This window comes from Mesorhizobium sp. M0491, assembly GCF_040321265.1.
GTDB lineage: Bacteria > Pseudomonadota > Alphaproteobacteria > Rhizobiales > Rhizobiaceae > Mesorhizobium.
Map to the genome: position 1 here is coordinate 91807 of NZ_JAMYRE010000017.1, position 17936 is coordinate 109742.

A 17936-nucleotide genomic window follows, 5' to 3' on the forward strand; every position below is an offset into this window, starting at 1 on the left:
GTGACCCCGAAACTGTTTTTCGGGGTCATGACCGGCCTTACCATTTGACGCTGAACCCCAGATTGCCTTCGAGGATCCGACGCTCGTCGCCGCCGAGATTGGTGGTGTAGTCGCCGGTGGCGAAGATGCTGACCTTGTCCGTCACCTTGGCGATCACACCGCCACCGAATTCGAACGAGGTCGATCTGCCCTCGGTGGAGATATCGGTGGTGTCGAAATTGACATGGCTCGTGCCGCCGAAATCGTGCCAGATGTTGGCCTTGAGGTACGGCTGCAGCGCCATGCCATTGATCGTTGTTTCGCCTTGCAGCCGTGCGCCGAGCCGGCCGGTCACGCTGCCGTCCGTATCAAAGGAAACCGAAGCAAAGCGGTCCGACGCATCGTCGAGCGACAGTTGCTGCCAGACCAGTTGCGCCTGCGGTTCAAGCGTCCAGCCTTGCCCCAGCGCGATGGGATAGCCGCCTTCCAGCGAAGCGGTGATGCCGGTCCCGCCGACATCGATGCCGATGTCGCGCGACGATGTTGCGTTTCCGCCGAAGAAGGTGGCCATGAGGACGCCGTCCAGGTACCAGCCACCCTGACCGATCCGGGTCCAGTAGCCGCCGACGCTGGTGCCGTTGATATCCATGCTGCCGACGGACAGATTGTCCCAGCCCAGCGCCTGGCCGCGCACGTCGCCATTCATGCTGGCATAGGCGACGAACAGGCCGGCGCGATCGGTCTGGCCCGACGCGGTTTCGCGGCCGAACAGATCGAAGCCCGCCTGAAGGCCGAACAGGGTGCCGTCGAAGGACGGCGATACCGTTCCTGAATACGCCATCTTGCTGTCCTGACCGAAGATGCGGCCCCAGACCGGCGACAGCTCGGTGTTCGACAACAGGCTCTGCTCGCCGCGCCGTTCGTGGAAGGTGCCGAGCGTCGTCATCGCCAGATGTTCGGCGACCGGCGGCAAGGCCGAATAGACCGGAACCTCGATGCGATAGAGCAGGATCTCCTCGCCCGCCGCTGGTGTCGGTAGGTCGGGCACCTCCGTTGGCACCACCGGCGGCGGCGGGGGGGGATCTGCCACTGGTGCCGGCGGTGGTGCCGGTGGTGTCGCGGGCGGCGGATCGGTCGGCACGACCGGCGGCGCCGGATCAACCGGATCGGGGTCGCCGGGGGTGGATTCCGGCGGCGGCGGCGGCGCAGGGTCGATGGGCGGCGGCGGTGGCGGTTCGGCCGCCGGCGGCTCAGGTTCCGGCGGCGCAGCAGGTTCCAGCACCGGCGGGGCTGCGGCCGGCGGGGCCGGCGTGTTCAGCGTGGAGCGCAGGTACCAGTTCTCCTCGCTGCCGGCGCTGACGCCGCCCTTGAACAGGTAATATTCGAAGGCACCGGCGGCGACCGGGGCGTCGAGCGCAAATGTCGTGGCGCCCGAGGTGGCGCCGTTGATTGCCTGGACGACCATGATGCCGTCCTGCGTGGTCGCAGCCCCCGCGCCGCCGAGATTGACCACGGAGATGCCGGTCGAACCGGAAGCCGTTCCGCTCGACAGGACCAACTTGTCGGATGCGGAGGAATCGTCACCGAGCTCGGTCTGGATAAGCAGCAGGCCACCCAGCCCGACATAATTGCCCGAAATCGTCAGGCTGTCGGTGGCACCGGTACTGCCATTGGTCAGGTCGATGCGGCCGGCATTGGTGACCTGCGCCAACTGACCCGCCGTAAACGCCTGGATCGCCGAATTGAAGCCGCCGCCATAGAGCGTGCTTGCGGCATCGACACTGAGCGAACCTGTGCCGGTGCCGCTATCGCCGAGCACCAGATTGCTGTCCATCGTCAGCTCGGTGTCGTTGGTGGCGTCGATGCTTTCCCAGTTCTGAAGGCGGCTGACCCCATCCAGTTTGACGTTGTCCAGGGTCAGCGCATCGGTGCCGGCACCACCTGATATGGCATCCGTGGCACCGATATTGGCGTTGGTGAGGTTGCTGAGTTCGGCGGTGTCGTTGTCGCCGCCGAGGTCGACGGCGCCATAGATGATGCCGCCGCCATTCCAGACGAAACTGTCGGCGCCAAAGCTCATCAGTATATCGCCACCGACCGTACCGCCGGTGACCGTGACGCTGTCATTGCCGCCGCTGACGCTGATGTTGCCGCCGATGGTGCCGCCCGAGAGGATGATCGTGTCCTTGTCGAAGCCGGTGACGAGGTTGCGGTCGATGGTGCCGCCCGACATGTTGAAATAATTCTGGTCGAGCTTCATGTTGACGCGGCCGATGCGGCCACCGGTCATCACGGCGCGGTCGCCATCGTCAAAGAAATCGACGATGCGTCCGCCGGTCATGGTGAAGGTGTCGAGGCCGTCGCCCTGGTTGAGCGAGCCGATCTGGCCGCCGCTCATGTTGAAGTCGTCGATGCCGGCGCCCTGCTGGACATTGCCGGCGACGGTACCCGCGCCGATAGTGAAGAAATCCGTGCCGCCACCCTGATCGACGGCGCCGGTGATGGTGCCTGACTGCATATCGATGCGGTCCGTGCCTACACCAAAGGTCACGTTGCCTGATATCTGCCCGGTGCCGCCGGCGGGAAAATTCAGCGTGTTGTCGCCATCGGGATCGGCGAGGCTGCCGCCTGAGTCGCCGCTATCACAGGTGTAGACGGTGTTTCCGGCGGATGGACCCAGCACGCATGCGGCAAACGCGGCGGAGTTGGGCAGCAACGCAAAAGCCGTAGTTGAGAGGATGCTAATAAGCCACGGGTGTAGCGGCTGCGGCTTTCGCCGTAGCGAAGCAACTGCCACCTGCACATCCTCCGAACGACTGTTCGGAAGTGAGTTCTTCATATGCCGCATCGCGTCCCCTCTCGATTCGCGATTTCCAGCCCCCGCCAGTCGCCGTAATGAAGACACAATTCATTCGATTTTACAAAGCCTAATCTGCCTCGCATGGTTGCTAAACTGCAAAGACTACTCAAATGACCTGGCGTAGCGCGCGGTTGGCGTTGCCGTGGCCCATGCTTTAGGATCGGTTTGGGCCGAAGGATCGAGGGCCTGTCACGGGTCGACAGAAGGACATCGCATGGCAACCAGGGACGCATTCGGCCTGGCACTTTCGGGCGCCACGGAGGCGGGATTCACCCCCTACAGCCAGGCAGTGCGTGAACTGCAGTGCTTCGTCGGCGATCCCGTAGCCTCCGTCGACCGCGCCATCGCGGAAAATCCCGGCTTCGTCATGGCGCATGTCTTCAAGGGTTATCTGTTCGGCCTCGCCACCGAGCGGGAGGCGACGGCCGTGGCCAAGGCCTGCCATGAGACCGCACTGCCGCTTGCCGCGACCACGCGCGAGCGGGCGCATGTCTCGGCCCTCGGGCATCTCGCCGGCGGACGATGGCATCAAGCCAGCCGCATTCTCGAGGACATCACCATCGAGACCCCCCGCGACGGGCTGGCGCTGCAGGTCGGCCACCAGATCGATTTCTTCACCGGCAATGCACGCATGCTGCGCGACCGCATCGCGCGGGCCCTGCCGTCATGGCAAAGCGGCATGCCCGGCTACCACGCCATGCTCGGCATGCAGGCCTTCGGGCTGGAGGAAATGGGTGACTATGTCAGGGCCGAGCAGCTTGGCCGCGCGGCGGTCGACATGGAGCCGCGCGATGGCTGGGCCCAGCACGCCGTCGCCCATGTCATGGAAATGCAGAGCCGGCAAAGGGATGGCATCGCCTGGATGCAGGCCAACCCGGAAGCGTGGACAAGGGAGAGCTTCCTGCAGGTGCACAATTGGTGGCACCTGGCGCTGTTCCATTACGATCTCGGCGAAACCGACGCGGTGCTGGCCCTCTATGACGGCCCTATCTACAGCGTGCAATCGACGATGGCGCTCAACATGGTCGATGCCTCGGCAGTCCTGTGGCGGCTCGCCCTGGGCAGCGTCGATGTCGGCGACCGCTGGGCAGCGCTTGCCGCCAATTGGCGCAAGGCCGGAGCGGGCCTTTATGCCTTCAACGATGCCCACGCGATGATGGCCTTTGTCGGTGCAGGGTTCGATGCGCCGGCCCTCGCTTTGCTCGAGGCGCAGCGCGAGGCCATGCGTGGCAGCGATGACAATGCGGCTTTCACGCGGGATGTCGGCCATCCGCTGACGCTCGCCATCAAGGCATTCGGTGAGGGCAGCTACACCGAGGCCGTGCGCCTGATCCGGCCGATCCGCTCGATCTCCCATCGCTTCGGCGGCAGCCACGCTCAGCGCGATGTTATCGACCTGACGCTGATCGAGGCAGCGTTGCGCGCCGGTGACGGTGCGCTGGCCAGGGCGCTCACGGCGGAGCGTTCGATGGCGCGGCCCGACAGTCCGCTGTCAGCGCTGTTTGTGCGACGCGCCGCCGATTTGTCGGAGAATTGACCCGAAGCGGATCTTGTTTTAAAAACTGGCCAAGTCAGATTTTTTCGAGACCCGAAAAAATTAACTGGCGTGGGAGGAAGACATGTATCTGGGCCTCGATCTCGGGACGTCGGGCGTCAAGGCGCTGCTGATCGATGCCGGGCAAACCGTCATCGGTTCCGGCCACGGTTCGCTTGATGTTTCACGGCCGCATCCCGGCTGGTCGGAACAGAATCCCGAGCACTGGATCCGGGCCTGCGAAGACGCAATCGCCGAACTCAGATCCTCCCATCCGGATGAACTCGCGGCAGTCAAGGGCATTGGCCTGTCCGGGCAGATGCATGGCGCCACGCTGCTCGACGCCGCCGACAAGGTGCTGCGTCCCTGCATCCTGTGGAACGACACGCGCAGCCATGCCGAGGCGGCCGTGCTCGACGCCGATCCGCGCTTCCGCGCCCTGACCGGCAACATCGTCTTTCCCGGTTTCACCGCGCCGAAACTTGCCTGGGTGAAAAACAACGAACCCGCTCTCTTCGCCAAGGTCGCAAAAGTGCTGCTGCCCAAGGACTTCCTGCGGCTCTGGCTTTCGGGCGAACACATTTCGGAAATGTCGGATTCTGCCGGTACCTCCTGGCTCGATGTCGGCAAGCGGCGCTGGAGTACGGACCTGCTCGCAGCGACGTCGCTCGACGAGAGGCAGATGCCGTCGCTGGTTGAGGGTACGCACAAGGCAGGCGCACTGCGCAGCGAATTGGCATCGAAATGGGGCGTCCAGGCCGGCATTCCGATCGCCGGCGGCGCCGGCGACAATGCGGCCTCGGCCTGCGGCATGGGCACGGTCGGCGCCGGCCACGCTTTCGTCTCGCTCGGCACATCGGGCGTGCTGTTTGCCGCCAACGCTTCCTACCTGCCCAACCCGGCTAGCGCGGTTCACACCTTCTGCCACGCCCTGCCGAACACCTGGCATCAGATGGGGGTCATCCTGTCGGCGACGGATTCGCTCAACTGGCTGTCCGAAATCACCGGGAAGAGCGCCGGCGAATTGACCGCTCAGCTCGGCGACACATTGAAGGCGCCCAGCGGCGTGTCCTTCCTGCCTTATCTTTCGGGTGAGCGCACACCCTACAATGATGCCGCCATTCGCGGCGCGTTCACCGGGCTGGCGCATGAATCGAGCCGTGCCGTGCTGACCCAGGCCGTGCTGGAGGGTGTGGCCTTTGCCTTCCGCGACAGCCTCGAAGCCCTGGCCACGGCCGGCACGACCTTGACGCGGGTGACGGCGATCGGCGGCGGCTCGCGCTCGCACTACTGGTTGAAGGCGATTGCCACCGCGCTTCAACTGCCTGTCGACATTCCCGCCGACGGCGATTTCGGCGCCGCCTTTGGTGCCGCACGGCTCGGTCTGATTGCGGCAACGGATGCCGATCCGCTGGCTGTGTGCACGGCGCCCAGGACGGATGCTACCGTTGAACCGGACGCTGCGCTCGCTGGGGCGTATGCGGATGCATATCAGCGCTACCGGTCGCTGTACCCGGCAATTAAGAGCGTGACCGCGTGAGTGAGCGCGAGGCACCCCCCTCTGCCCTGCCGGGCATCTCCCCCGCGGGGGGGGAGATTAGCAGCGTTGGCGGGTATGCCAGTCCTGCAAGGTGGGTGATTGGCGAAGGCGCGGATGCCAACCAATCTCCCCCCTTGCGGGGGAGATGGCCGGTAGGCCAGAGGGGGGCGCTTCACGCCCGCCTCCCCCAGAAGTCCTTACTGCGCAGGCACCTTGTCGAGAAAGCCGGTGACGCTCCTCAGGCGGCCGTTCTCGATGATTCCGATGTCGGTACCTTCGATCACCGAAGGCGTCCCCTCAGGTCCGAGGTTCCACGAGAAGCGGATCTTGTCGGCAAAACCATCCGGCGTGCCCTTCAGCGAGAACCGGAAGCCGGCAAAGCGCTGCTGCACGCCGTCGATCAGAGCCGTGACGCCTTCATGGCCGTCGCCCTGCATGAGCGGATCACGATAGCTGACGTCTTCCGTGAAGGTCGCCTTGAGCAATTCGGCCCGGCGGCCGGCATCGCTTTCGTTCCAGGCGGTGATGTAGTTTTCAGCGATCTTGGTGAGGTCGGTCATGGTCTGTCTCCTTCGTTTGGTGGCTTTGACATGACCTTTTTCGACCAGCGCTGGCCTGAAACCAATTACGCCTGAGGTAATGGCGGCAGAACTTTGTGAGAGGACAGAAATCATGAGCAGCGGATTCTTCGGCGACATCAAGAAAATCAAATATGAAGGGCCGGATTCGACCAATCCGCTGGCCTATAGGTTCTACAATCCCGACGAGGTCGTCGCCGGCAAGCGGTTGGAAGATCATCTGCGCTTCGCCGTGGCCTACTGGCACTCCTTTGCCTGGCCGGGCGGCGATCCGTTCGGCGGCCAGACCTTCGACCGGCCGTGGTTTCCCAAGGCAGGCGGCACCGACACGATGGAGCTGGCAAAACTGAAAGCGGACGTCGCCTTCGAGATGTTCTCGCTGCTCGGCGCGCCCTATTTCTGCTTCCATGACGCCGATGTGCGGCCGGAGGGCAAGGACTTTTCCGAAAGTGCCGCGCGCCTCGACGAGATCGCCGATTACTTCGCGGGCAAGATGAAGCAGACCGGCGTCAAGCTGCTTTGGGGCACCGCCAATCTGTTCTCCAATCGCCGCTTCATGTCGGGTGCGGCCACCAATCCCGATCCGGACGTCTTTGCCTACGCGGCGGCGACGGTAAAAAGCTGCATCGACGTCACCAAGCGGCTGAAGGGCGAAAACTACGTGCTGTGGGGCGGGCGCGAAGGCTATGAGACGCTGCTCAACACCGACCTCGCGCGCGAGCAGGAACAGGCCGGCCGGTTCCTCAGCATGGTCGTCGACTACAAGCACAAGATCGGTTTCAAGGGCACGATCCTGATCGAGCCGAAGCCGCAGGAGCCGACCAAGCATCAGTACGATTACGATGTCGCCACCGTCTACGGCTTCCTCAAGCGCTTCGGGCTGGAGAAGGAGGTCAAGGTCAATATCGAGCAGGGCCACGCCATCCTGGCCGGCCATTCCTTTGAGCACGAACTGGCTCTGGCCAATGCGCTCGGCATTTTCGGTTCGATCGATATGAACCGCAACGACTACCAGTCGGGCTGGGACACCGACCAGTTCCCCAACAACGTGCCGGAAATGGCGCTGGCCTACTATCAGGTCCTGCAGGCCGGCGGCTTCAAGACCGGCGGCACCAATTTCGACGCCAAGCTGCGCCGCCAGTCGCTCGATCCGCAGGACCTGCTGATCGGCCATATCGGCGGCATGGATTCTTGCGCACGCGGCCTGAAAGCCGCGGCCGGCATGGTCGAGGACAAGGCGCTATCGGCGCCGCTGGCCGAACGTTATGCCGGCTGGAACACGGCCGAGGGCAAGGCGATGCTCGCCGGCAAGCGCACGCTGGAGGATATCGCCGAGCGCGTCGTCAAGAAGAAGATCGAGCCGCAGCCGAGGTCCGGTCGCCAGGAACTGCTGGAAAATATCGTCAACCGCTACGTGTAAGGCGCGCGCCGCTCCATCTCTGGACCGACATCCGACACCACTGGCTGAAAGCCGCCGCCATCGCCATCTGCTAGTCAGCCCACTTCGCACGAGGCTGCCGAGGATCGCACAGATCTTCGGCAGCCAGCGTGTGATCAAGATGCCACGCGTGCCGCCGAAAGAGGGCCCGTGCGGCAGCCTTTATTTTATGCATGTCGCCATCCCAAAATCGCTGTGCGCTTTTGGGCGACATGCATTGGCGGGAGACGGAAAATGGCAGAGGATCGAACCATCGTGCGCCCGGCGCAGGCGAGCGATATTCCGGCGTTGAAGCAGGTGCTGCATGAAACCTTCGAAGGCACATGGCTGCCGAACATCACCGAAGCAGCGGCGCGGCGCTATGTCGAGACGGATATTGGCGGGCGCTATGTCGACCAGAGCTGGCCTGAATTCGCCGTTGCCGAGATCGATGGCGAGGTCGCCGGCCTGATCCATTGGCGCGCGGATTTCATCGAGGCCCTGCACGTGACGGCATCCCGTCAAGGGCAAGGTGTCGGCCGCAAGCTGCTTTCCCACGCCGAACAGGCGATCGGCGCCGCCGGATTGGCGCAGGCGCGGCTGGAAACCGACACGTTCAATCTGCCCGCACAAGCACTCTACAAGGCGGTCGGCTATATCGAGAAAAACCGCTATCCAGACGACGAATGGGACAGTGGCTTCACCACGGTGCTGTTCGAAAAGCGGCTGTAGATCTCTCCTTGACCTGACCTGCCAAGGCGCAGGAACAGCTTTGCGCATTGCCCGGTCCCGCGACATGGTTTTGCCCTTCGACGCCCTTCAATGACCTCGCTCTTGCCTTCAAACTGCCGTCACGAATCTCGTATAAGACTGGCTCGTGGCGGGAGAGGAAGAAGGAGGCGAACCGATATGCAGAACGAACGTGAAATCGACGCCCTGCTCTCACCTGGCGAGGCCGGATCGATCATCGACCGGCTGATGGCGATGCCGAGGAAATCCGACGACGCCAAGATTGCGAACGAATGGGATCGCGCTGTCGCCAGCCGCTTCGAGACCCGTCTGGCCAGGCAGATGCGCTCGCAGATCGACGGCGACCGTCAGAACGCGGCGTGATCGCCCGTTGAAACCTACCCCCTCCGCAATCTGACCGGCGCTTCGCCGAAAGTCCTTGAAAACGCTCTCGAAAATGCGGCGGCGGACGAGAACCCGGTCCGCCCGGCAATATCGGCCATGGCAACCCTCGTATCGACCACCAGCCGGCGCGCGGCGCCGAGGCGCAGCCTGAGGTAATAGGCGCCCGGTGTCTCGCCGATAGATTTGCGAAAGATGCTTTCCAGCGTCCGTGCCGTCACCCCGGCACGCTTTGCCACCGCCTCTATGGTCAGAGGCTGGTCGACATGCGCTTCCATCAGCCGGATCGCATGCGCCAGCCGCGGATCGTAGCCGTCGAGCCGGCCGAGCGAGACCAGCGGCTGTGCGTCGGTGGCGGCGCGCGCCTGGTCATAGATGAAGACGCTGGCGACATCGAGCGCCACCGCCATGCCGAGCCGCGTGCGGATGAGATGCAGCATCAGGTCGAAGGTCGGCGAAGCGCCGCCCGAGGTGAACACCGGCCCGTCGATGACGTAGCGATCCGGGCGGACATCGACGCCAGGGAAGGCCGAGGAAAAATCCTCCATGTCCTCCCAGTGGGTGGTGGCGCTGCGCCCTTCCAGCAGGCCGGCGCGTGCCACCAGCCAAGTGCCCGCCTCGACACCGCCGCAAGCACGCGCCGTGCGTGCGGCCCGGCGCAGTCCGGACAACAAAGCCGAAGTTGCATAGTTCTGGGTGCCGAAGCCGGCGACGACGACAAGGACGTCGGTTGGCTCGCCCGCGTCGAAACGGCCACTGACCGCCACCGGCAGGCCGCATGTGGTGACCGGAGCCTCGCCGGTCACCGAGACCAGCCGAAAATCGAACAGGGTCTCGCCGGAGATACGGTTGGCGGCGCGCAGCGGATCGACGGCCGAGGCCACGCACATGATCGACGAGCCGGAAAACACCAGCAGCGTCACCTTGAGCGGCAGACGCTCGGCGCGAAAGATCGTCGGTTTTTCGCTTTTTGTCATGGAAGCTTCGTAAAGCGCAAAACAGTTTCCGGCAAGTCGGGCATTGTTGTGGTCTGTTTCTATCGGAGGAGAGTTCCATGCCGCTTGCGATGAACCGTGAGGTCTTCATTACCTGTGCCGTGACCGGGTCCGGCGGGTCGCAGGACCGCAGCCCGCATGTGCCACGCTCGCCCAAGCAGATCGCCGATTCCGCCATCGACGCAGCCAAGGCGGGTGCGGCGATCGTGCACTGCCATGTGCGCGATCCCGAAACCGGCAAGCCGAGGCGCGATGTGCATCTCTACCGCGAAGTGACCGAGCGCATCCGCGCGGCGGAAGTCGACGTCATCCTGAACCTGACCGCCGGCATGGGCGGCGACATGGTGTTCGGATCGCCGGAAGCGCCGCTGCCGCTCAACGAAAAAGGCACCGACATGGGCGGCGCCACCAACCGCATGGAACATGTGCGCCAGTGCCTGCCGGAAATCTGCACGCTCGACTGCGGCACCATGAATTTCGCCGAAGCCGACTATGTCATGACCAACACGCCCGGCATGCTGCGCGCCATGGGCGGCATGATGACGGCGCTCGGCGTCAAGCCGGAGATCGAGGCTTTCGACACCGGTCATCTGTGGTTCGCCAAGCAGCTGGTCGAGGAAAAAGTACTCAACCCTGATGCGCTGGTGCAGCTCTGCATGGGCGTGCCGTGGGGTGCGCCTGACGACCTCAACACCTTCATGGCCATGGTCAACAATGTCCCGTCCACCTGGAACTGGTCGGCCTTCGCCATCGGCCGCAACCAGATGGCCTATGCCGCGGCGGCGGTGCTGGCTGGCGGCAATGTCAGGGTAGGTCTCGAAGACAATCTGTGGCTCGACAAGGGCGTGCTGGCGACCAATGCGCAGCTGGTCGAGCGTGCCGCCAGCATCGTCACCAATCTCGGCGCCAGGATTCTTGGGCCGGAAGAGGTGCGGCAAAAGCTCAACCTCACCAAGCGGGCGCCGATCGCGGCATAAATTATTCATCGGGAGGGTCGGCATGACTACCGTAAAATTCACCGCGATGAAGGATGGCGACCGGGACGACTACGAGTTCCTGACCGCGCATGAGATCGACTATGCGGCAAGGACAGGCGAGCGGCTGCTCGATGCGCTGGTGCAGCTCGACGCGGGCCTGTCGGGCTACAAGATCACCCGGCTCGGCCATTCGCTGCAGGCGGCGACGCGTGCCTGGCGCGACGGCGCCGACACCGACTGGATCGCCTGCGCGCTGCTGCACGACATCGGCGACATTTACGCGCCATACAATCACGACGAATATGCCGCTTCGATCCTGAAACCCTTCGTGCGCGAACAATGCACCTGGGTGGTGGAAAAGCATGGCGACTTCCAGCGGCTCTACTATGCCCATCATCTGGGCGGTAACCGCCATGCGCGCGACCGCTTTGCCGGCCACGCCTATTTCGACGATTGCGACCAGTTTTGCGAACGCTGGGACCAGTCGAGCTTCGACCCCGACTATGACACCCTGCCGATCGAATTCTTCCGGCCCTTCGTGCTCGAAGCCTTTGCCCGCAAGGCCTACGACCCGTCCGTGATCCGCGCCGGCGAACGCGTGCCGCTCATAGATCCCACAACCGCCATGACCAGAACCGGAGCTTCCGCATGAGCATCATCAACAAGGCAGCCGCCATCGGTGGCGGCGTCATCGGCGCCGGCTGGGTGGCGCGGCTGCTGCTCAACGGCATCGACGTGTCGATCTTCGATCCCGATCCCGAGGCGTCGCGCAAGGTCGGCGAAGTGATGAAGGGCGCGCGCCGCGCCTACAAGCAGATGGTGCCCGGCGGCCTGCCCAAGGAGGGCAAGCTGACCTTCGCCAAGACCATCGCCGAGGCAGTGGCCGATGCCGATTTCATTCAGGAAAGCGTGCCGGAACGGCTCGACCTCAAGCACCGGGTGCTCGCCGAGATCGATACCCACGCGCCGGCCAATGCGATTGTCGGCTCATCGACCTCCGGCATCAAGCCGACCGACATGCAGGTGGCGATGAAGAAGCATCCGGAGCGGCTGGTCGTCGGCCATCCGTTCAACCCGGTCTATCTCCTGCCGCTGGTCGAGATCGTGGGCGGCGAGCAGACCTTTCCCGAGGCGATCGAGGTCGCCAAGGAGATGTATGCCTCGATCGGCATGAAGCCGGTCGTCATCCGCAAGGAGATCGAGGCCTTCGTCGGCGACCGCCTGCTCGAAGCGGCATGGCGCGAGGCGCTGTGGCTGATCAAGGACGGCATCTGCACGGTCGAGGAACTCGACGACATCATGCGCTACGGCTTCGGCCTGCGTTGGGCGCAGATGGGCATGTTCCAGGTCTATCGCGTCGCCGGCGGCGAGGCCGGCATGCGCCACTTCATGGCGCAGTTCGGGCCCTGCCTGAAATGGCCATGGACCAAGCTGATGGATGTGCCGGAGTTCAACGACGAGTTGGTCGACCTGATCGCCACGCAGTCGGACGACCAGGCGCATGGCCTGTCGATCCGCGAACTGGAAAAGATCCGCGACGACAATCTGGTCGCCATCATGGATGCGCTGTCGAAGCAGAACAAAGGCAAGGGCTGGGGCGCCGGCGCCCTGCACAAGGACTATACCAGGCAGTTGGCCAAGCTGGCGGCGAAGAAGCCCACGGCCTCCAAGGCGGCCGAGAAGGCCAAAGCCTTGAAACCGGTCAAGAGAGCCGAAAAGCCGAAGAAAAAGACCGGCAAGAAGAAAGGCTGAGAGCATGGATTTCGGGCTGTCGGAGGAACAGAGGCTCATCGTCGAGACGACGCGTGCGTTCGTCGAGAACGAGCTTTACCCGCATGAGCGCGAGGTCGAGCGCACCGGCGTGCTGCGCCGCGACCTGATCGAGGAGATCAAGGTCAAGGCGATCGAAGCCGGGCTCTATGCCGCCAACATGCCGGCCGATGTCGGCGGCGCTGGCCTGGATACGGTGACCTGGCTGCTCTACGAAAAGGAACTCGGCCGCGCCAACTATGCGCTGCACTGGACCTGCGTGGCGCGGCCCTCCAACATCCTCTTGGCCGGCACGCCCGAGCAGCGCGAGAAGTATCTGTTCCCCTGCATCCGCGGCGAGAAATGGGACTGTCTGGCGATGACCGAGCCGGGCGCAGGCTCCGATTTGCGCGGCATGAAGGCGACGGCGGTGCAGGACGGCGACGACTGGGTGCTGAACGGCACCAAGCATTTTATCTCCCACGCCGACCTCGCCGACTTTGCCATCGTTTTCATGGCCTCAGGCGAAGAGGATTCGCCGCGCGGCAAACGCAAGAAGATCACCGCCTTCTTCGTCGACAAAGGGACGAAGGGCTTCACCGTCCGCGATGGCTACCGCAACGTCTCGCATCGCGGCTACACCAACGCCATCCTCGAATTCGACGATTGCCGGCTGCCCGCCGCCCAAGTGTTGGGCGAAGTCCACAAGGGTTTCGACGTCGCCAATTCCTGGCTCGGCGCCACCCGGCTGCAGGTCGGCGCCACCTGCCTCGGCCGCGCCGAGCGGGCGCTTGGCCATGCCGTCGAATATGCCGCGCAGCGCCAGCAATTCGGCCAGCAGATCGGCAAGTTCCAGGGCGTATCATTCAAGCTTGCCGACATGGCGACCGAACTGAAGGCCGCCGACCTGATGGTGTTCGAAGCCGGCTGGAAGTACGATCAGGGCACAGTCACCGACCAGGACATGGCCATGGCCAAACTGAAGGCCACCGAAATGCTTGCATACGTTGCCGATGAAGCGATCCAGATCCATGGCGGCATGGGGCTGATGGACGATTTGCCGCTGGAGCGCATCTGGCGCGACGCCCGCGTCGAGCGCATCTGGGAGGGCACGTCGGAAATCCAGCGCCACATCATTTCACGGGCGCTGCTGCGTCCGTTTGGGGCATAACATATGCATAAACTTGAGCGTCTCCTGCGGCCGAAGTCGATTGCCGTATTCGGCGGTGCGCAGGCTGCAGCCGTCGTCGCGCAATCGATCAAGATGGGCTTTGCCGGCGAGATCTGGCCGGTGCATCCGACCAAGGACGAGGTCGCCGGCCGCAAGGCCTATCGCTCGGTCGCCGACCTGCCGGCCGCGCCGGACGCCGCCTTTGTCGGCGTCAACCGGCATTTGACCATAGAGGTGGTCAAGGCGCTGGCCGAACGCGGCGCCGGCGGCGCCGTCTGCTTTGCCGCCGGCTTCCTCGAAACCGAGGCCTATGACGACGACGGCGAGCGGCTGCAGGCCGAGCTGGTCGGGGCGGCCGGCTCGATGCCGATCATCGGGCCGAATTGCTACGGCCTGATCAATTATGCCGACGGCGCGCTTCTGTGGCCCGACCAGCATGGCGGGATAAGACTGGCCGAGGGCGGCAAGGGCGTCGCCATCATCACCCAGTCCTCCAACATCGCCATCAACATGACGATGCAAAGGCGCGGCCTGCCGATCGCCTTCCTGATGACCGCCGGCAACCAGGCGCAGACCGGCCTGTCCGAAATGGCGCTCGGCCTGATCGAGGACGAGCGGGTCACGTCGCTCGGCCTGCATATCGAGGCTTTCGATTCGGTAGCCGGCTTCGAGCGGCTGGCGGCACGGGCGCGCGAGCTGAAGAAGCCGATCATCGCCATGAAGGTCGGCCGTTCCGAACAGGCCAGGCAGGCGACTGTCTCGCATACCGCCTCGCTGGCCGGCTCGGACGCGGCCTCGGGTGCGTTCCTGCGGCGGCTCGGCATTGCGAGAGTCGATTCGATCCCCGCCTTCATCGAGGCGCTGAAGCTGCTGCACATCACCGGCCCGCTGCCAGGCTATAGGCTGTCGTCGATGAGCTGCTCCGGCGGCGAGGCCTCCGTCATGGCCGACAGCGCCGAAGGGCGCTGGGTCAATTTCCCTGTGCTGATCGACAGCCACCGCGCCCATGTCAAATCGACGCTCGGGCCGCTGGTCGCGGTCGCCAACCCGCTCGACTATCACACCTTCATCTGGAACAACGAGCCGGCGATGACCGCCACCTTCACCGCCATGGTGTCGGGCGGCTTCGACCTCAACATGCTGGTGCTCGATTTCCCGCGCCCCGACCGCTGCTCGGTCACCGATTGGTGGGCGACGCTGCGCGCCTTCGAATCGGCACTGAAGACCAATAAAGCGCACGGCGCGATCGTCTCCTCGCTGCCGGAGAACCTGCCGGAGGAATACACCGCCGAGTTGATGGCACGCGGCATGGTGCCGTTGTTCGGCATTTCCGAAGCCATGGACGCCGCCCAGGCGGCAGCCTTCATCGGCTGGGCGTGGCACGAGCCGCAGGCGCAGCCGATCGACACGTCCGCATCCGGTGCGCCTGGCGGTGACCACGTCACGCCCGATGAGGCCGAGGCGAAGTCACGGCTGATCAAGGCCAGCCTGCCGGTGCCGAAGGGCGAACGCGCCGCCAATGCGGTCGAGGCGGTGATCTCGTCCATGGCGCTCGGCTTCCCGGTGGCGCTGAAGGCGCTCGGCGTCACTCACAAATCCGAAGTTGGCGCTGTCAGGCTCAATCTCAGGGATGCCGAATCCGTCAGCACCGCAGCGCATGACCTGCTGCCGCTCGGCACCGGGCTCTATGTCGAGCGCATGGTGCGCGACGGTGTCGCCGAACTCATTGTCGGCTTCACCCGCGATCCGATGTTCGGCGCGGTGATGACGCTCGGCACCGGCGGCGTGCTGGTCGAATTGTTGCGCGACAGCGTCACGCTGATGCTGCCGGCGACGCGCGACGATATTGAGGCGGCGCTTCGCGGCCTGAGACTGTTCCCGCTGCTCGAAGGCTATCGCGGCCGGCCGAAAGCCGATGTCGCCGCTGCCATCGACGCCATCTCGGGCATTGCCGCCTTCGTGCAGCAGAATGCCGGCGAGATCGAGGAACTCGACATCAACCCGCTGATCGTCTGCGCCGAAGGCAAGGGCGCCTGGATCGCCGACGCACTGCTGGTGCTGGGAGAGAACAAGAATGTCTGACGTCATTTCGACCCGCCGCGAGGGCACCATCCTCGAAGTCACGCTCGACCGGCCCAAGGCCAACGCCATCGACCTGAAGACCTCGCGGCTGATGGGCGAGACCTTCAAGGCATTCCGAGACGATCCGGAATTGCGCGTCGCCATCGTCAAGACCGCAGGCGACAAGTTCTTCTGCGCCGGCTGGGATTTGAAGGCCGCTGCAGGCGGCGATGCGGTCGACGGCGACTATGGCGTCGGCGGCTTTGCCGGGCTACAGGAATTGCGCGACCTCAACAAGCCGGTGATCGCTTGCGTCAACGGCATGGCGGTGGGCGGCGGCTTCGAACTGGCGCTTTCCTGCGACCTCATCTACGCCTCCGGCCATTCCTCCTTCGCGCTGCCCGAAATCCGCGCCGGCACGCTGGCCGATGCGGCAACGATCAAGCTGCCGAAGCGCATCCCCTACCATGTCGCCATGGACCTGCTGCTGACCGGCCGCTGGATGGATGTCGCTGAAGCGCATCGCTGGGGCCTGGTCAACGAAGTGCTGCCCAAGGAGAAGCTCGAGGAGCGCGTCTGGGAGATCGCCCGGCTGCTGGCCGGCGGCCCGCCGCTGGTGTTTGCCGCGATCAAGGAGACGGCGCGCGTGGCCGAGGCGCTGACCTTCCAGGATGCGATGAACAGGGTGACGCGGCGCCAGTTGGCGACGGTCGATGCACTCTACGGCTCCGAGGACGGCATGGAAGGCTTTCGTGCGTTTGCGGAAAAGCGCGATCCGGTGTGGAAGGGGAAGTAGTGGGAACGATGGCGTCCCGTCACACCCCCCTCTGCCCTGCCGGGCATCTCCCCCGCAAGGGGGGAGATTGGATGTCGTTTCTGCTTTCGCCAATCGTCAACGTTGCAAGAAGAGCACCGCGATCGAAACTGCCAATCTCCCCTCTTGCGGGGGAGATGGCCGGCAGGCCAGAGGGGGGTGCCCAGGTTCGACTTCGGCAGCCTCACTCATGACCGACTACAAAACCCTCATCGACGCCGAGACCTGGGCCTTCATCGAGCGCACCAATTCCTATTACCCGCCGGATACAATCGACTACACGATCGCGCAGCAGCGCGAGATCTACGACCGCATGTGCCGCGAATTCTTTGCCGGCTATCCCGACGGCGTTGCTGTCGAAACCTCAGCCATCGCGACGTCCACGCACGATATCCCGACCCGTATCTATCGAAGCCCACTCCAGGCAGCCGTGACGGTGCTCTATGTCCATGGCGGCGGCTTCATCCTCGGCGGACTGGACAGCCATGACGATGTCTGCGCCGAGCTTTGTGCCCGCACCGGCTATGAGGTGGTCTCGGTCGATTATCGGCTGGCGCCTGAACATCTGCATCCGGCCGCCTTCGACGATTTGATGAGCGCTTTCGAATGGGCCGCCGCGACCCCTTCGCACCCGATCCTGCTGTGCGGCGACAGCGCCGGCGGCAATCTCTGCGCCGCCGTCAGCCATGCAACGCGCGGCCATTCGAAAAGGCCGATCGGCCAGGTTCTGATCTATCCCGGCCTCGGCGGCGACCGGTCGCAAGGATCGTACATAACGCATGCCGAAGCGCCGATGCTGACCACGCGCGATCTCGAATTCTACAAGAACATCCGCACCGGCGGGCAAGACGGCACCGGCGACATCACGCAGTCGCCGCTTGCCGATGCCGATTTTGCCAACCTGCCGCCGACAGTGCTGATCACCGCGCAATGCGATCCCCTGTCGTCCGACGGCGAAGCCTATCGCGACCGCATCGTCGCGGCCGGCGGACGGGCATATTGGTTCGAGGAACCAGGGCTGGTGCATGGCTATCTCAGAGCCCGGCACACGGTGGGCCGCGCCCGAGCGAGTTTTACCCGGATCGTCGATGCGGTGGCCGCCCTTGGACAGGGCGCCTGGCTCTGGTGAG

The 17936-nt window shown here is 64.3% G+C and carries 15 protein-coding genes; 12 read left to right on the plus strand and 3 right to left on the minus strand.

Annotated features, from left to right (window positions below):
• Window positions 1-37: 37 nt before the first annotated feature.
• Window positions 38-2827, minus strand: coding sequence for an autotransporter family protein (locus NKI69_RS22280; protein WP_352722539.1), 2790 nt, complete (start codon window positions 2825-2827; stop codon window positions 38-40).
• A gap of 226 nt (window positions 2828-3053) precedes the next feature.
• On the opposite strand from NKI69_RS22280, the gene NKI69_RS22285 reads away from it, so the two are divergent.
• Both NKI69_RS22285 and xylB read left to right on the plus strand, forming a co-directional pair.
• Entirely contained in the window at window positions 3054-4376 is a 1323-nt protein-coding gene (locus NKI69_RS22285) for a tetratricopeptide repeat protein (protein ID WP_352722540.1), read from the plus strand.
• A gap of 82 nt (window positions 4377-4458) precedes the next feature.
• The gene (gene xylB / locus NKI69_RS22290) at window positions 4459-5913 is read left to right on the plus strand and encodes a xylulokinase (protein WP_352722541.1); all 1455 of its coding nucleotides are present in this window, start codon (window positions 4459-4461) and stop codon (window positions 5911-5913) included.
• Window positions 5914-6110: 197 nt separating this feature from the next.
• Here xylB and NKI69_RS22295 read toward each other — a convergent pair whose 3' ends face one another.
• A complete protein-coding gene (locus NKI69_RS22295; protein ID WP_023810584.1) occupies window positions 6111-6473 on the minus strand; it encodes a nuclear transport factor 2 family protein in 363 nt (120 codons plus the stop codon).
• Between the two features lie 112 nt (window positions 6474-6585).
• Here NKI69_RS22295 and xylA point away from each other — a divergent pair, with 112 nt between their 5' ends.
• The 3 genes from xylA to NKI69_RS22310 all read left to right on the plus strand — a co-directional run bounded on the left by xylA (window position 6586) and on the right by NKI69_RS22310 (window position 9021).
• Window positions 6586-7911: a xylose isomerase gene (xylA, locus tag NKI69_RS22300; RefSeq protein WP_023810585.1), complete on the plus strand. Its 1326-nt coding sequence runs from the start codon at window positions 6586-6588 to the stop codon at window positions 7909-7911.
• A gap of 252 nt (window positions 7912-8163) precedes the next feature.
• Window positions 8164-8640, plus strand: coding sequence for a GNAT family N-acetyltransferase (locus NKI69_RS22305; RefSeq protein ID WP_023810586.1), 477 nt, complete (start codon window positions 8164-8166; stop codon window positions 8638-8640).
• 177 nt (window positions 8641-8817) lie between these two features.
• Window positions 8818-9021 (plus strand): hypothetical protein, encoded by a 204-nt coding sequence (locus tag NKI69_RS22310; protein WP_023810587.1) that lies wholly within the window; start codon window positions 8818-8820, stop codon window positions 9019-9021.
• Window positions 9022-9035: 14 nt separating this feature from the next.
• Here the strand turns inward: NKI69_RS22310 and NKI69_RS22315 are convergent, their stop codons facing one another.
• The gene (locus NKI69_RS22315; RefSeq protein ID WP_023810588.1) at window positions 9036-10016 is read right to left on the minus strand and encodes a GlxA family transcriptional regulator; all 981 of its coding nucleotides are present in this window, start codon (window positions 10014-10016) and stop codon (window positions 9036-9038) included.
• A gap of 77 nt (window positions 10017-10093) precedes the next feature.
• On the opposite strand from NKI69_RS22315, the gene bcoG reads away from it, so the two are divergent.
• The 7 genes from bcoG (at window position 10094) to NKI69_RS22350 (ending at window position 17935) form a co-directional block, all read left to right on the plus strand.
• Window positions 10094-11011 carry a 3-dehydrocarnitine:acetyl-CoA trimethylamine transferase BcoG gene (bcoG, locus tag NKI69_RS22320; RefSeq protein ID WP_023810589.1) on the plus strand — a complete coding sequence of 306 codons (918 nt, stop codon included), beginning with the start codon at window positions 10094-10096 and terminating at the stop codon, window positions 11009-11011.
• A 22-nt stretch (window positions 11012-11033) separates the two neighbouring features.
• Complete coding sequence (locus tag NKI69_RS22325; RefSeq protein ID WP_023810590.1) at window positions 11034-11663, plus strand: HD domain-containing protein; 630 nt, start codon at window positions 11034-11036, stop codon at window positions 11661-11663.
• Window positions 11660-12763, plus strand: a complete 1104-nt coding sequence (locus tag NKI69_RS22330) for a carnitine 3-dehydrogenase (RefSeq protein WP_023810591.1) — start codon at window positions 11660-11662, stop codon at window positions 12761-12763. Before NKI69_RS22325 ends, NKI69_RS22330 begins: the two co-directional genes overlap by 4 nt.
• 4 nt (window positions 12764-12767) lie before the next feature.
• Window positions 12768-13931, plus strand: coding sequence for an acyl-CoA dehydrogenase family protein (locus NKI69_RS22335; RefSeq protein WP_023810592.1), 1164 nt, complete (start codon window positions 12768-12770; stop codon window positions 13929-13931).
• A 3-nt stretch (window positions 13932-13934) separates the two neighbouring features.
• Window positions 13935-16013 (plus strand): acetate--CoA ligase family protein, encoded by a 2079-nt coding sequence (locus NKI69_RS22340; RefSeq protein ID WP_023810593.1) that lies wholly within the window; start codon window positions 13935-13937, stop codon window positions 16011-16013.
• Entirely contained in the window at window positions 16006-16788 is a 783-nt protein-coding gene (locus tag NKI69_RS22345; protein WP_023810594.1) for a carnitinyl-CoA dehydratase, read from the plus strand. The genes NKI69_RS22340 and NKI69_RS22345 overlap by 8 nt, the downstream gene beginning before the upstream one ends.
• 208 nt (window positions 16789-16996) lie before the next feature.
• Window positions 16997-17935 carry an alpha/beta hydrolase gene (locus NKI69_RS22350; RefSeq protein ID WP_023810595.1) on the plus strand — a complete coding sequence of 313 codons (939 nt, stop codon included), beginning with the start codon at window positions 16997-16999 and terminating at the stop codon, window positions 17933-17935.
• Window position 17936 lies beyond the last annotated feature (1 nt).

What these genes read in the sequence shown, in the direction of transcription:
- xylA (WP_023810585.1), top strand. Translation starts at nt 6,586, where the DNA reads ATGAGCAGCGGATTCTTCGGCGACATCAAGAAAATCAAATATGAAGGG.
- NKI69_RS22305 (WP_023810586.1), top strand. Translation starts at nt 8,164, where the DNA reads ATGGCAGAGGATCGAACCATCGTGCGCCCGGCGCAGGCGAGCGATATT.
- xylB (WP_352722541.1), top strand. Translation starts at nt 4,459, where the DNA reads ATGTATCTGGGCCTCGATCTCGGGACGTCGGGCGTCAAGGCGCTGCTG.
- NKI69_RS22345 (WP_023810594.1), top strand. Translation starts at nt 16,006, where the DNA reads ATGTCTGACGTCATTTCGACCCGCCGCGAGGGCACCATCCTCGAAGTC.
- NKI69_RS22310 (WP_023810587.1), top strand. Translation starts at nt 8,818, where the DNA reads ATGCAGAACGAACGTGAAATCGACGCCCTGCTCTCACCTGGCGAGGCC.
- NKI69_RS22340 (WP_023810593.1), top strand. Translation starts at nt 13,935, where the DNA reads ATGCATAAACTTGAGCGTCTCCTGCGGCCGAAGTCGATTGCCGTATTC.
- NKI69_RS22325 (WP_023810590.1), top strand. Translation starts at nt 11,034, where the DNA reads ATGACTACCGTAAAATTCACCGCGATGAAGGATGGCGACCGGGACGAC.
- NKI69_RS22280 (WP_352722539.1), bottom strand. Translation starts at nt 2,827, where the DNA reads ATGCGGCATATGAAGAACTCACTTCCGAACAGTCGTTCGGAGGATGTG.
- NKI69_RS22285 (WP_352722540.1), top strand. Translation starts at nt 3,054, where the DNA reads ATGGCAACCAGGGACGCATTCGGCCTGGCACTTTCGGGCGCCACGGAG.
- NKI69_RS22315 (WP_023810588.1), bottom strand. Translation starts at nt 10,016, where the DNA reads ATGACAAAAAGCGAAAAACCGACGATCTTTCGCGCCGAGCGTCTGCCG.
- NKI69_RS22330 (WP_023810591.1), top strand. Translation starts at nt 11,660, where the DNA reads ATGAGCATCATCAACAAGGCAGCCGCCATCGGTGGCGGCGTCATCGGC.
- NKI69_RS22335 (WP_023810592.1), top strand. Translation starts at nt 12,768, where the DNA reads ATGGATTTCGGGCTGTCGGAGGAACAGAGGCTCATCGTCGAGACGACG.
- NKI69_RS22295 (WP_023810584.1), bottom strand. Translation starts at nt 6,473, where the DNA reads ATGACCGACCTCACCAAGATCGCTGAAAACTACATCACCGCCTGGAAC.
- NKI69_RS22350 (WP_023810595.1), top strand. Translation starts at nt 16,997, where the DNA reads ATGACCGACTACAAAACCCTCATCGACGCCGAGACCTGGGCCTTCATC.
- bcoG (WP_023810589.1), top strand. Translation starts at nt 10,094, where the DNA reads ATGCCGCTTGCGATGAACCGTGAGGTCTTCATTACCTGTGCCGTGACC.